This is a genomic window from Streptomyces dysideae, assembly GCF_001514305.1.
Taxonomy (GTDB): domain Bacteria; phylum Actinomycetota; class Actinomycetes; order Streptomycetales; family Streptomycetaceae; genus Streptomyces; species Streptomyces dysideae.
The window spans coordinates 26979-40931 of sequence record NZ_KQ949087.1; the positions used below are offsets into that span (position 1 = coordinate 26979).

The 13953-nt window shown below is 68.1% G+C and carries 12 protein-coding genes; 8 read left to right on the plus strand and 4 right to left on the minus strand.

Going from position 1 to position 13953, the window contains the following annotated elements:
• Positions 1-6 precede the first annotated feature (6 nt).
• Genes AQJ91_RS21035 through AQJ91_RS21050 form a run of 4 tightly spaced genes read right to left on the minus strand, consistent with a single transcriptional unit; the run spans position 7 to position 5031 of the window.
• Complete coding sequence (locus AQJ91_RS21035; RefSeq protein ID WP_067023884.1) at positions 7-1791, minus strand: Ig domain-containing protein; 1785 nt, start codon at positions 1789-1791, stop codon at positions 7-9.
• A 23-nt stretch (positions 1792-1814) separates the two neighbouring features.
• Positions 1815-2687, minus strand: coding sequence for a carbohydrate ABC transporter permease (locus AQJ91_RS21040; RefSeq protein ID WP_067023887.1), 873 nt, complete (start codon positions 2685-2687; stop codon positions 1815-1817).
• Positions 2684-3685, minus strand: coding sequence for a carbohydrate ABC transporter permease (locus AQJ91_RS21045; RefSeq protein ID WP_067023890.1), 1002 nt, complete (start codon positions 3683-3685; stop codon positions 2684-2686). The genes AQJ91_RS21040 and AQJ91_RS21045 overlap by 4 nt, the downstream gene beginning before the upstream one ends.
• Positions 3682-5031 carry an extracellular solute-binding protein gene (locus tag AQJ91_RS21050; protein ID WP_067023893.1) on the minus strand — a complete coding sequence of 450 codons (1350 nt, stop codon included), beginning with the start codon at positions 5029-5031 and terminating at the stop codon, positions 3682-3684. The genes AQJ91_RS21045 and AQJ91_RS21050 overlap by 4 nt, the downstream gene beginning before the upstream one ends.
• Positions 5032-5467: 436 nt before the next feature.
• On the opposite strand from AQJ91_RS21050, the gene AQJ91_RS21055 reads away from it, so the two are divergent.
• The 8 genes from AQJ91_RS21055 (at position 5468) to AQJ91_RS21090 (ending at position 13821) form a co-directional block, all read left to right on the plus strand.
• Positions 5468-5656: a hypothetical protein gene (locus AQJ91_RS21055; RefSeq protein ID WP_067023896.1), complete on the plus strand. Its 189-nt coding sequence runs from the start codon at positions 5468-5470 to the stop codon at positions 5654-5656.
• The gene (locus tag AQJ91_RS21060; RefSeq protein WP_067023899.1) at positions 5647-5973 is read left to right on the plus strand and encodes a hypothetical protein; all 327 of its coding nucleotides are present in this window, start codon (positions 5647-5649) and stop codon (positions 5971-5973) included. Before AQJ91_RS21055 ends, AQJ91_RS21060 begins: the two co-directional genes overlap by 10 nt.
• A 242-nt stretch (positions 5974-6215) precedes the next feature.
• Positions 6216-7229, plus strand: coding sequence for a hydroxyacid dehydrogenase (locus AQJ91_RS21065; protein WP_199847985.1), 1014 nt, complete (start codon positions 6216-6218; stop codon positions 7227-7229).
• Positions 7230-7526: 297 nt separating this feature from the next.
• A complete protein-coding gene (locus AQJ91_RS21070; RefSeq protein ID WP_067023906.1) occupies positions 7527-8615 on the plus strand; it encodes a LacI family DNA-binding transcriptional regulator in 1089 nt (362 codons plus the stop codon).
• Between the two features lie 410 nt (positions 8616-9025).
• The gene (locus AQJ91_RS21075; protein WP_067023909.1) at positions 9026-10366 is read left to right on the plus strand and encodes an ABC transporter substrate-binding protein; all 1341 of its coding nucleotides are present in this window, start codon (positions 9026-9028) and stop codon (positions 10364-10366) included.
• 10 nt (positions 10367-10376) lie between these two features.
• Positions 10377-11261, plus strand: a complete 885-nt coding sequence (locus tag AQJ91_RS21080) for a carbohydrate ABC transporter permease (protein WP_067023912.1) — start codon at positions 10377-10379, stop codon at positions 11259-11261.
• A complete protein-coding gene (locus AQJ91_RS21085; RefSeq protein ID WP_079085088.1) occupies positions 11261-12199 on the plus strand; it encodes a carbohydrate ABC transporter permease in 939 nt (312 codons plus the stop codon). Before AQJ91_RS21080 ends, AQJ91_RS21085 begins: the two co-directional genes overlap by 1 nt.
• Entirely contained in the window at positions 12196-13821 is a 1626-nt protein-coding gene (locus AQJ91_RS21090) for a glycoside hydrolase family 43 protein (protein ID WP_067023914.1), read from the plus strand. The genes AQJ91_RS21085 and AQJ91_RS21090 overlap by 4 nt, the downstream gene beginning before the upstream one ends.
• Positions 13822-13953 lie beyond the last annotated feature (132 nt).

Here is a 13953-nt window from a genome sequence, read left to right on the forward strand (position 1 = left end):
CCTGGCTTACGGGTGCTGCACGGTGAGCGTGAGGGACTTGGTCGCCGTGCCCACCGTGTTGGTGGCGGAGACGATGATCGGGTAGCTGCCGGGGACCTGCGGGATGCCGGAGATCAGGCCGGTCTTGTCGTCGATCGCGAGGCCCTTGGGCAGGCCCTCGGCGCCGAACGACGTCGGTAGCGCGGTCGCGGTGATCAGGTGGTTGAAGACCTGGCGTGCGGTGGCCGTGGCCTCTTCGGCGCTGGTGACCTCCGGGGCCACGTCGGAGGCGGCCGTCACGGAGTCCAGGAAGCGGAGGTTCTGGACGTGCTCGTTGGCGAACATCGGCACCGTGTCGGTGGTCAGGTACCAGCGCGGCTTGCCCTTCATGTTGTCGGCGATGACGGTGCCGTTGATCGCCATGTTCTGGAAGGTGAGGTTCTTGACGGGGCGGTCCGCGTCGTAGCCGACGACGACCGCCATGTTGGCCTTGTCGCCGTTGTACGTCAGGTTCCGCACGTACACGTCCTCGATGCCCCGGCCGGGCGCGGCGTTGTACCGGTTGGCCATGACCCGCATGTTGAACAGCTGGCCCCAGGTGAAGTCCTCAACGCGGACGTCCTGGATCCGCACGTTGCGGATGAGGTTGCGGTCGCCGGGGTTCAGGGCGAAGCAGCCCTGGTAGAGGACCTGCGGCTCGCGGTGCTGGAGGACGTCGATGTTGCTGAAGACGATGTTCTCTATGGTCTCCGGCTTCTCCGGGTTGCCGTGGGTGCCCATGTTCACCGGGTGCGCGACGTCGGCCCACAGGGTGGAGTCGCGGACGGTGACGTCGCGGCAGTCGCCGTAGTAGTCCCAGCGGTGGGCGTAGATGGCGATGCAGTCGTCGCTGTTGCGCATCCACACGCCCTCGATCAGCACGTCCTCGCTGCTGAACACGTCGATGCCGTCGCCCCACTGGCCGGAGCTGTAGGAGTGCAGGTTGCGGACGGTGACCTGCTTCGACTGGCCGACGGTGCAGGAGTAGCCGGTCTTCGGGGTGAGGACGAGAATGCCGTCGATCTCGATGTTCTTGGAGAACTGGACGAGGGTGGCGGCGTCCGAGTCCCAGATGATGCCCCGGCCGAGCAGCCGGGCGTTCTCCACGTTCACGAACTCCACGCGGGCCTTGAGCACCGCGCCGCCCGCCAGGTACACCGTCTTGCCGCTGGGCACCTTCACCACGCCGCCCGTGGGGGTGTGGAGGCCGGGGCCGAAGTAGATGACGTCGGGGTCGTCCTCCTCGGGCTGCGTCATCTCGACGGGGTTGGCGTGCAGTTGCAGGTTGCCGTAGATGTCGCCGTCGATCTCGATGGAGAGGTTGCGCGGCTCGGTGAGGCTGAAGGTGATGGTGTCGCCGCTGACCTCGTGCTGGATGTCGTACGACAGCGGGCGGATCCGGGCGGAGGGGATGGTGCCCCTGGACCAGGTGACCTGCACCTCCACGGTGCCGGTGAAGTCGAGGTTGGCGACCGAGGTGGGGCGGACGATGCCGCCGCCGGTCTTCTCGTTGATGGTCTTCGTGGTGGCGCGCAGGACGGGCACCGGCTTCCACTGGCCGCCGGGCGTACGGGCCTTGACGACGTAGGTGGTGTTGATCGGCAGTGTGCCCGGGACGGGGTGGATCACCAGCCGGTCGGCGGCCTCCGGTCTGTCGTCCGCCGCGGCGGCGGTGCCGGCTGCTGTGCCGAGCAGGGAGTACGCGGCGGCGGTGGCACCCGCGGCCTGGATGAGGGTGCGCCGGGCCAGTCCGGTGCTCTGGGTGTCGGTCATAAGAGTCCTTGTAAGAGGCGGAGTCACTTGAGACCGGAGGTGGACATCCCGGCGACGAAACCGCGCTGGGCGACGAGGAAGATCAGCAGGATCGGGACGACGTACATCACGGAGGCCGCGGCCTGGAGTTCGGGGACGGGCGTGCCGCCCTCGTTGACGTAGGTGGTCATCACGGCGACGGCGAGCGTGGTGCGGTCGGTGGACAACAGCAGCTGCGGGGCGATGTAGTCGCCCCAGGTCCAGGTGAAGGCGATGATGAAGCTCGCGGACAGCACGGGCCAGGACTGCGGCAGGAAGATCCGCCAGAAGATCGACGTGTATCCGCAGCCGTCGATGATCGCGGCCTCCTCCAGTTCGCGCGGCATGCCCGCGAAGAACTGCCGGAAGAGGAAGACCAGATAGGGCGCCGCGGACAGGCCCCACAGCACCCACGGCCAGTACGTGTCGACCATGCCGACCTTGGCGAAGATCAGGTAGGTCGGCAGCAGGGTGACCATCTGGGGCAGCATCATCGAGCCGAGCAAAACACCGAACAGCACCTTCTTGCCGGGCGCGTCGAGCCGGGCGAACCCGAAGCCGACCCAGGCCGAGCTGAGAGTGACGAGCGTGGCGTAGAGGAGGGCGATGACCAGGGAGTTGCGGGCGTAGCCGAGGAAGTCGATCTGGGTGAAGGCGTCGGCGAAGTTGTGCCACTGGAAGACGTCGGGCAGCCAGTGCACGGGTGAGGCGGCCAGTTCACCCTGGGTCTTGAGGCCGGAGAGGATCAGCCAGCCGAAGGGGCCGAGGAACAGCCCGGTGACGGAGACGAGGACGGTGTAGAGGACGAGACGCTTGACGCGCACCCGTACGCGGGCTTCGGCCGTGAACGACTTGGGCGGCAGGCTGGTGGCGGTCACTTCTTCGCCTCCGGGTCGACGTTGTAGAACACCACGCCCGACGTGAACTTGAAGATGAGTCCGGTCACGACGAGGATCAGGACGAAGAGCACCCACAGCAGCGCGGAGGCGTAGCCGTAGCGGCCGAGCGCGAAGTACTGGGCGAACACGTGCATCATGTAGAGGTAGTTGGACTGCGGGACCGTGGTGATGCCGCTCGTGTCGCCGAGCGGGGCCAGCAGCAGCGGCATGATGGTCTGTACCGAGGCGATCATCCCGGTGACCGTCTGGAAGAGCAGAACGGGTGACAGCAGCGGCACGGTGATGCTGCGGAAGGTGCGCCAGGCGCTCGCGCCGTCGATGCGGGCGGCCTCGTGGAGTTCGCGGGGTACGTCCTGGAGACCGGCCAGCGAGATGATCATGACGTTTCCGGCGGCCCAGAGCACCGTCATCAGCAGGACGTAGCGGGCGTAGGGGTCGGCTAGCCAGCCGACGGCGTCGAAGCCGAAGAAGGTCAGGACGCCGTTGGAGGCACCGGAGTTCTGGTCGAAGAGCAGCTTGAAGGCGAGGCCGGCGCCCACCGGCGGCACCACGGCGGGCAGATAGAGCAGGGTGCGGAACAGGCCCCGTGCCTTGATCGGCCGGTTGACCAGGACGGCGAGGGCGAGACCCGCGATGATCGACAGCGGTACCGAGGTCACCGCGAACAGACCCGCGCGGCCGAGCGCGGCCCAGGTGACCGAATCGTTCAGCAGCTCGCGGTAGTTGCCGAGTCCGACGTACTTCCAGTTGGGCGAGATGCCGTCGAACGTGGTGAAGCTCAGCCACAGCGCGTACACCATCGGCGCGATGGTCAGCAGCACGAAGCCGATGATCCAGGGCGAGGTGAACATGTAGAACGCCCGGTGCCTGCGCGCGGTCATGGAGGTCTGCGGACCGCCGACCGCCGGTGCGCGACCGGCGCTCGCCGGGGCATCGGGCCGGTCCGCGGCTACGGAAGAGATCTGACCTACCGTCATCCCACTTGCTCCTTACCGCGCTTCAGCTGCTCGTTGATGGACGAGTTGAGGCGTCCCGCGAGGGCGTCGACGGAGATCTGGCCGTTCATCGCGGCGGGGGCGATCTGGTTGAACAGGGCGTCGACCGCGTCCGCCCTGGTGTAGGGGGTGAAGGAGACCACCGAGAAGTGCTTCAGCTCGTTCTCCTGCGCCTTCAGCACCCGCTTCTGGTAGTCCTCCTGGGCCGGCATCAGCGAACGCATCGACTTCAGGCTGGGGATGCCCCAGCCGCCGCCCGCGCGCGCCTTGGCCGGCTCCTCGCCGAAGAACCACTCGAAGACCCGCCACGCGGCGTCCTTGTTCTTCGCCTTCTTCGGCATCCACAGGCCGGTGCCGCCCTGGCAGGCACTGATCCGCGTGCCGCCCGCGAAGAGCGGGGCGGGTGCCAGGCGGGACACCTCCGCCAGCTTCTTGTCCGGGTAGATCATGCCGCCCATCCAGTAGCCGGAGTTCGACATGGCCAGCCGCCCGGCCTGGTAGGTGGGCCCGTCCCAGCCGTTGGGGTCGGGCTGGATGAGGCTCGGCCCGACCTTGGTCCTGCAGTACTCGATGTACCAGGCCAGGGCCTTGCGGGCCTCGGGGCTGGTGAAGTCGACCCGGGAGAAGTCGTCGTTGAAGAGGCTGCCGCCGGCGGACGCCGTCATGGTCGCCATGAGCGTGGCCCGGGTCAGTCCGCCGTAGCTGCCGCCGAAGACGGTGGTCTGGCCGTTCTTGCGCTGCACGAGGCGCTGGGCCTTCTCCAGCCATTCCTCGTACGTGATCGGCTCGGTCTCCGACGGGTGGTCGACACCGGCCTTGTCGAAGGCCGCGGTGTTGTACCAGTACATGGAGTCCTGGGAGAAGTCCTTCGCCATGCCGTAGCGCGGGCCCTTGCCCTGGGTGCGGCCGTCGTACCGCCACAGGTCGTTGACGGGGTCCAGGTCGTCCAGCTTGAGGACGCTGCTCCGGGCGAAGTAGGGGTCCAGCTCCTCGGCCACGTCCCGCGCCGCGTAGAACGGCGCGTCCACGGCACCGACGCCGCGTACCAGGTCGGGCGGGTTGCCATTGGTGATCATCGCGATCAGCTTGGTGATGTCGTACCTCACCAGGACGATCTTGATGCCGAGGTCCTTCTTGGCCTGCTGCACCTGCTCAGGGGTGATGTCGCCGGAGTTGACCATCACGGTGATGGTCTCGCCCGCCCCACTGACCCCGGTGGACACCTGGAGGGCGCATCCGCTCAGCCCTGCCGCGCCGGCCGCGGCGCCTCCTGCGGACAGGGCGAGGAATCGGCGGCGGCTCAGGGACGCACCGGCACGTGGGTGCATGAACGCACCACCTCTCACTTCGTTTCTGTTCGACATTTCGACCAAGACTCGAGGGGTCGACGACGATCGTTTTTGGACAACCGGTTGTTGAGCAGTGGGGCAGAGCTTCTTCCTGTCCGGAAACGACGTCAAGCCTCTTGACGAACTTTCGAAAAGAATGGGTAACCTCAGCGACATGAAGCACGGGACCGCAGGACCTTTCCGGAGCCCGCGACAGCCCATAAAGCTCCAGCCCACAGTCATATTCGCCCGCCGACCCCGACTCCCCGGGCCAAGTCTGCGCGCCGACCGGGAAGGTTCCGCGCCACGTTCCCGTTGATCACCGCGGGGCGCGCCGAGCCGGGCTCGACCACCCTCGCCGACGAGCCGCTCACAGACGGTCCCGACGACGTTTCCAGAAACCGGTTGCCATCGACAGCCATGAACGGAGTCCCGCATGACCCCCGCCGCTCCGCCCGGCCGACCAGGCTGTACGACCATCCGCGTCGACGTGAGCGCCGACGCCGACCCGCCCATCAGCCCGGACCTCGTGGGCGCCTTCTTCAAGGACATCAACTACGCGGCCGACGGCGGACTGTACGCCGAACTCGTCCAGCGCCGGTCCTTCGCGGGGACGTGTACCTGACGCACACGGTGACCGGCGCCCCGGCCGCCGCTCCCCCGCCGGACCCGCTGCGCGGCGGCGGGGTCCGTCTCGGCGCCGTGGACACCGTGGACATCGTGGCCATCGTGGCCGAGTACACGGATCTGCGCGTGACCAGCGGTGACGCCGACTGCACGATCGAGGTGCGGGCCCGGAAGACCGGCGGCGCGGAGGGCTTCCGTGTCGCCTTCGGCGCGGTGGCCACCGGTGACCACTACGTGTGGACGATCGGCGGCCGGCAGAACAAGGGCGTACGCATCCCCGCCGCCGACGCCACGACACCGGGGAAAACAAAGTAACCGATTTCCAGCCAGGGTGGGATCAAGGATTCCGGCCACGGCACGGCACCGGCCGCCCCGGTGCGGCATGCTGCCGCCGCCCTGCCGCTCCCACACACCCCGACATGCGGCTACGCATCGGAAACGCATTCGAGTAACCCACGCTCCCCCGCTCCGCCCAACCGATTGACCCGCCGATCTCGGCAGATCTACGGTAGAAGGCGCTTTCTGAAAATGTTTCCACTCAGTGTGTCAGGAGAGTCATGCCCAGCCCGCACCCGCCGAGGGCCGTGTTCGCGATGGATCCGGTGCACCTCCCCCTGCTCTTCCCACCACCGCTGCTGACCCGGCTGCGGCAGGCGTCCGACCTCGACCCCGACCTCGTCGTGCAGGACCTCACCGACCCGAAGGCGGCCGACGCCCTCGCCCGGGCCGACGTACTGATCACCGGCTGGGGCTGCCCCCACCTGGACGCCGACGCCCTCACCGCCGTACCCGGGCTGCGCACCGTCCTGCACGCCGCGGGCTCGGTGCGTTCGCTGGTCGGCGACGCCCTGTGGAAGCACGGCGTCGCCGTCTCCAGCGCGGTCACCGGCAACGCGCTGCCCGTCGCCGAGTACACGCTGGCGATGATCCTGCTCGCCGGAAAGGACACCTTCACGCACCACGAGCGCTTCCGCACCACGCACACCTATCCGACCAGCGCCGAGACCGCCCACACCGGCAACGTCGGCCGCCGCGTCGGCGTCATCGGCGCCTCCCGCGTGGGCAGACGACTGCTGGAGCTGCTGCGGCCGTTCGACCTCACGGTGCTGCTGCACGACCCGTACGTCAGCCCCGCCGAGGCCGCCGAACTCGGCGCCGAACTGCTGTCGCTGGAGGACCTGCTGCGGCACAGCGACATCGTCAGCCTGCACGCCCCCGACATCCCCGAGACCTACCGGATGCTCGACGGCGACCGGCTCGCCCTCATCCGGGACGGCGGGTTCCTCATCAACACCTCGCGCGGCGCCCTGGTCGACCCCGAGGCGCTCACCGACGAGCTGGTCTCCGGCCGGCTGCACGCGATCCTCGACGTCACCGAACCCGAGCCGCTGCCCGCCGGATCCCTGCTGTACCACCTGCCCAACGTCTTCCTCACCCCGCACATCGCCGGCTCCCTCGGCAACGAACTGGAGCGGCTCGGCCGCATCGTCGTAGAGGAACTTGAACGCCTGGCCGCGGGCCTGCCACTGGTCCACGAGGTACGGCACTCGGACCTGTCCCGTGTCGCCTGATCCGGGCGCCGCCCCTCCTTCGGCTCGTTCGCCTACTGGGCGCTTTCAGCCGGTGTCGGGAGCACGACCGTGCTCACCCCTTCGGGCCTCCGCTCGCTGGCGCTCCCGACACCGGCGCGCCCCTTCGGCTCTCTCGCGGCCGACGCGTCGGGACAGTGGGCCTTGGTGGGCCCTCGCCGGGCGCTGTCCACAGGCTCTCTGGGCCGGAGTAACAATGGGATACGGTTTCCACACCAGCGTCGGGCAAGGTCCTGCACGTGGGTGTGATGGGGCCACGACGGTGAAGGAGCCGCAAGGGTGAGTCAGCGCAAGGCGTCGAACGACGTCGGTCGGGCCACCATCCGGGACGTGGCGGAGCGCGCGGGTGTCTCCGTCGCCAGCGTGTCGCGCGTCCTGTCCGGCAACTACCCGGTGTCGGAGGAACTGCGCCGCCGGGTGATGAAGGTCGTCCAGGACCTGGACTACGTCACCAACGCCCACGCCCGTTCGCTGGCCGGCGGCGGTACGCCCACGGTGGCGATCCTGATCAACAACATCACCGGCGCCGCGTTCGCCCACGTGGCCAAGGGCGTCGAGGGCGCCGCCACCCTGCGCGGCTGGCTGTCCCTCGTCGGCACCACCGGCGACGATCCCGAGCGCGAGCTCGCCCTGGTCAACCTCATGCGCCAGCAGGGCGTGGCCGCCGTGGTGCTGCTCGGCGGCGCCTACGACTACGACGAGTACCAACTGCGCATGGCCCGTTTCGCCCGTTCCCTGGACGCGGCCGGATCGCACCTCGTACTGGTGGGCAGGCCACCGCTGGAGGGCGACGTACCGGCCACGACGGTCGACTACGACAACGAGGGCGGCGCCTATGCCATGGCCAGCCATCTGCTGTCGGCCGGCCACCGCAGGGTCCTCATACTGCCGGGGCATGCCGAACTGACCACCGCGCAAGGACGGCTGAAGGGCGCCGAGCGGGCCTTCGAGGCGTACGGCGTGCCCTTCGACCCGGGCATGGTGCGGCACGGCCCGTACGACTACGAGCACGGGTACGAGGCCGTCGAGGAGAGCCTGCGCGAGGGGCTGGCCTTCACGGCCGTGCTCGCCGGCACCGATGTGGTCGCCGCGGGCGCCATGCAGGCCCTGCGCGCGGCCGGGCTCAGGGTGCCCGACGACGTGTCGATCGTCGGCTACGACGACATCCCGCTCGCCTCCCAGCTGACGCCCCAACTGACCACGGTGCACGTGCCGTACGAGGAGATGGGCCGCGTCGCCCTGCGTGCCGTGGCCGACCGACGCGAGGGCAACGCGAGCCGCCGCAAGGGCAGCGACGGCGACCATCTCGTGCTGGGCACCCATGTCGTCGTACGCCACTCCGTGCAGCCGCCTGCCCAGCGCGGCTGACGGAATCGACGGTCGGCGCACCGTCCGTCGGAAACACTGCAGACGATCGTTACGTAAGCGTTTTCCCGAGGTTTTGCGGGGTCGTCCGGGCCCCTTCGAAAGCGCTCTCCACGCCCGGCCCAGGTTGCACTGAAACGCCCCTGAGCTGGGCACATGCCGCCTCGTCCGCGATCACTCGACGCGCGCCCAGGCATAACCCCCCGGACAAACCGGCGTAACAAATTTGGGCCGCACCTCTTGCTATGTGCGGAGGCATCGGCCTACCGTCCCTGCAACCGCTTACTACAGCTTCCGCTTGGCCGACCCCCCGCAACCGCGAGCCGACCGTTTCCGGTCCGCCGTTCTGGCCAGCACCACCCGAGCCGCCGCCGTTCTGCAAGAACGCTCTCATTCCGAAGGATCACGGTCAGATGAACTTCACCACCCCCCGGAGAAGGTTCGCCTCCGCCGCCGTCGCGGGAATCGCACTCACCGGTCTGCTCGCCGCCTGCAGCGGCTCCGAGTCCGGAGACGACGACACCGCGGACTCCGCGGGTCCGGTCACCCTCGACTTCTGGGGCTGGGCGAACGGCCAGGAGGCCGTCGTCAAGGCCTTCAACGCCTCGCACAAGGACGTCCAGCTCAAGTACACCAAGGTCACCGACCAGCTGACCATGCAGAAGCAGCTGACCAACGCCGTCAAGGCCGGAAACGCGCCCTGCCTGATGCAGAACACCGGCGAGTACGTGACGAGCTGGGTCTCGCAGGGTGCCCTCGCCGACATCACCCAGTACGTCGAGGGCGACAAGGACAAGTTCAACCCCGGTTCGTGGGCCACCGGCCAGGTCCAGGGCAAGGTCTACGGCATCCCCACCGCCTCCGCGCCGGCCTTCACCATCTACCGCACCGACATCTTCGAGAAGTACGACCTGGAGCCGCCCGCGACCTGGGACGACTTCATCGCAGCGGGCAAGGTGCTGAAGAAGCACGACATCAAGATCACCAACTACGCCGGTGAGGACCCGAGCACCCTGGAGGTGCTCGCCATGCAGGCCGGCGCCCACTGGTACTCCGTCGAGGGCGACTCCTGGGTGGTGAACTTCGAGGACGAGGGCACCCTCAAGGCCGCCGAGGTGATCCAGGAGATCATCGACAACAACCTGAACTCCAAGCTCTCCTTCGCCGACTACGCGGCCGTGCAGCGCAACTACGACACCGGCGGCACCGCGACCCGGCAGATCTCCACCTGGCAGATGTCCGGCATGGTGCAGAACTTCACCAAGTCCTTCGGCGACTGGGCGCTGGCCCCCTGGCCGACGTACAAGGGCGAGGCGGCCAAGACGCCGGCCGGGACCAACCAGAGCGGCAACCTGACCCTGGTGTCCGAGCAGTGCAAGAGCAAGAAGCAGGCCGCCGAGGCGGCGCTGTGGATGTCCACCGACGCCGGTGCGGTCAAGACCATGGCAAGCCCGGAGACCGGCAGCGGCGTGATGCCGGCGCTGGCCGACAGCGAGTCGTTCGTCGCCGAGGCGATCTCCGAGAAGCTGCTCGGCGACAACTACGAGCCGGCCCAGAAGGTCGTGACCGACAGCCTGGGCACCGTCACCAACGACTGGACCTTCGGCCCGAACTGGACCGCGATGTTCACGGAGATGCAGGACGAGTGGGCCAAGGTCGTCAGCAAGGACCAGAAGGTGACCGACCTGCTCGCCCACATGCAGGAGTGGACGGTTCGCGACCTCCAGCAGCGCGGCATCAGCGTCAAGGGCTGAGGCACACTCGATGATTCGCTCCCAGCGCTGGAAGGGTGCCGCGTTCACGGTGCCCTTCCAGCTTGGCTTCGTCTTCCTCTACCTGCTTCCGATCGGCTACGCGGTCCACCAGTCGCTGTTCCTGCAGAAGCAGTCCGGACTGGGGCTCGGCGGCGCGACCACGGAGTTCGTCGGGCTGGAGAACTACCAGCAGGGCCTGACCGACTCGGCGTTCATGACCTCCATCCTCAGGGTGGTGCTGTTCGCCTGCGTCCAGATCCCGTTCATGCTGGTCATCAGCCTGGTGCTGGCGCTCTTCCTGGACGCGGTCACCGCGAAGGTGGCCGGCCGGTTCCGGATCATGCTGCTGGTCCCGTACATGATCCCCGGGGTGGTCGCGGCCATCGTGTGGATCAACCTGTACAGCCCCGAGGTGGGTCCCCTGACGCCGCTCGGCGCGCTGTTCGGGTTCGACTGGAACTTCTTCGCCCCCTCGATGGTGTGGCCGGCCATCGGCAACCTGCTGACCTGGCACGGCATCGGCTACAACATGGTGATCATCTACTCGGCGCTGCAGGGCGTGCCCCGTGAGCTGTTCGAGGCCGCGCGACTGGACGGCGCCTCCGAGCTGCGGATCGCGCTGAGCATCAAGGTTCCGTTCGTGCGTGGCGCGCTCATCCTGACCGCGCTGCTGTCGATCATCCAGATGCTCCAGATCTTCAACGAGCCCGCGCTGTTCCGGAACATATCCCCTGAGACGGTCAGCGACAGCTTCACCCCGATCATGATCATCTACAACCAGGCATTCAACGCCGCCAACTACAACTACGCCGCGGCCCTGTCAGTGCTGCTCGCTCTGATCCTCGGCGTCGCGTCCTTCCTCTTCTACCGGCTGACCTCGAGGGAGGCGGACTGATGGCGCTGACGGAAAGCCGTAAGGAAAACGGCACTGAAACAGCTGCCGGGCCACCCGGCGGGCGCACCGTCCGCCGGCTCACCAGCCCGGACCCGGCCGCCCGCTCCCGCGGCGGCCAGCGCTTCGTCCTCCTCGGTCTGGCCCTGGCCAGCGCCTACAGCCTGTTCCCGGTGTACTGGCTGATGATCGCCGCGACCAAGGACCGCGTGGGGCTCTACCAGAGCAACGGGCTGTGGTTCTCCGACTTCCACCTGTGGGACAACCTGCAGCAGGTGTTCACATACGAGGACGGCATCTTCCTGCGCTGGACCGCCAACTCGTTCCTGTACGCCGGTGTCGGCTCCCTCGGCGGCACGCTCATCGCCCTCGCCACGGGCTACGGCCTGGCCCGCTTCGACTTCCCGGGGCGCGGTGTGGTGTTCGCGGCCGTGGTCGGCTCGTTCCTGATCCCGATCGCGCTGCTCACCCTGCCGCTGTACCTGATGTTCTCGAAGATCGGCCTGGTCGACACCCCCTGGGCGATGCTGATCCCCTGCCTGATCAACCCGTTCAGCGTGTACCTGGCCAAGGTCTACACGGAAGCGGCGATCCCGTTCGAGCTCCTTGAGGCGGCCCGAATCGACGGCGCCGGTGAACTGCGGATCTTCTTCAGCATCGTGCTGCGGATGATGACCACGGGCGGCGCCACGGTGTTCCTGCTCGCCTTCGTCAACACCTGGAACGCGTTCTTCCTCCCCCTGACCGTGCTCCGCGGCCAGGAGAACTGGACGCTCAACCTGGGTCTTTACAACTGGTCCGGCAAGCGGCTGGAGTCGGGCATCGATGTGACCAGCCTCGTCCTGACGGGCGCGCTGCTGTCCATCATCCCGATGGCGATCATGATGGTCGCGATGCGCCGCTACTGGCGGAGCGGCGTCACGATGGGAGCCCTGAAGTGACGTTGCTGCACAACCCCGTCCTGCGCGGCTTCGCCCCGGACCCGTCCCTGGTCCGGGCCGGCGACTGGTACTACGTGGCGACGAGCTCCTTCGAGTGGTTCCCCACGATCCCGATCCACCGATCCCGTGACCTGGCGCACTGGGAGTACGCGGGCCACGTCCGCGGCGCGGTCCCCGGTGACTCGCTCGCCGGGGTCCCGGACTCGGGCGGCATCTGGGCGCCGTCGCTGAGCTGGGACGGGGAACGGTTCTGGATGGTGTACACAGTCGTCCGTTCAGTGGGTACGCCGTACTTCGACCTGGACACGTACGTGTCCACGGCCACGGAGGCGGGCGGCAAGTGGAGCGCCACGCGTCGGATCGCCAGCCACGGCTTCGACCCCGCGCTGTTCCACCACGAGGGGCGGCTATGGCTCCTCAACATGCAGAGCGATCACCGGCCGGGCGGGAATCGCTTCGCCGGGATCGTCCTGACGGAGCTGGACCGCGAGACGCTGGCCCCGATCGGCGACACCCATCTCCTCCTCCAGCACGAACGGCTCATCGAGGGACCGAAGCTGCTGGAGCGCGACGGCTGGTTCCACCTCGTACTCGCGGAGGGCGGCACGGGAGTCGAGCACGGGGTGCTGGTCGCCCGGAGCCGTTCGATCACCGGCCCGTACGAGCTGGACCGGCAGCCCCTGCTGACGACGCGCGACGACCCGTCGGTGCCGCTGCAGAAGGCCGGACACGCGGAGCTGGTGGAGACGCCGGGCGGCGAGTGGGTGATGAGCCACCTCACGGCACGTCCCTTGCGGACACCGGACGGCCCGCGCTGCCCGCTCGGCCGGGAGACGGCGATCCAGGCGGTGACCTGGGACGAGGAGGGGTGGCCGAGGCTGCGGCATGGGGGGTGGCATCCGGTGGTTGGGGTCGAGGTCGACGTAGGACTGCATACCGTCGACTCGACGCATACGGTCGACGAGCCACTGGATCCAGCCGACCATCCAACGCATACAGCCGACCCCCTGGGCTGGCCATGGAGCACCCTCCGCGCATACCCCGACCCGTCCTGGGCCGACGCCACCACCCGCCCCGGCTGGCTCCGCCTGCGCGGTCGTCACGGTCCCGAGTCGCGCTGGGCGCACAGTCTGCTCGCCCAGCGGATCACCGAGCACCGTGCGGAGGCCGAGGTCACCGTCGAGGCGCGGCCGCGCACCTTCACGCAGGCCGCCGGACTGGTCCTCCGGTACAGCGCCGAGGCGTATCTGAGCCTCGACCTGACCTGGGCGGAGCCCGACGGCGAGGGGCAGCACGGTCAGCAGTGGCAGGGCGGTGGGCGGACGGTGCTCAGCCTCGTGGAGCGCGAGGAGGACGGCACCCGGCTGGCGGCCGTGGTCGAGGTCGACGCCGAAGGCCCGCTGACACTTGGCGTGACGGTCGACAACGGCGCGGCACGGTTCTGGTACGTCAAGGACGGCGCGCGCACGCCGATCGGGCCGCCGCTGGACTTCACGAAGCTCTCCGACGACTACGGATCCAAGCTGCGCTTCACCGGGTCGATGGCGGGCATCCATGCCGTGGACCTGGTCGACGCCGCGTTCACGGCCGACTTCACCGGATTCCGGCTCACCTGTTGGTAGCCGTCGCTGCGTTCGAAGTTTCGAAACCTCAGGAGCAAGAAGACCTTCGAAGTCCGACCTCTTCCCGACCTCTTGCGCCGAACCTAGGGTAGGAAGCGCTTACTGTTTCCGGCTGGTCGAAACTTTTCATGG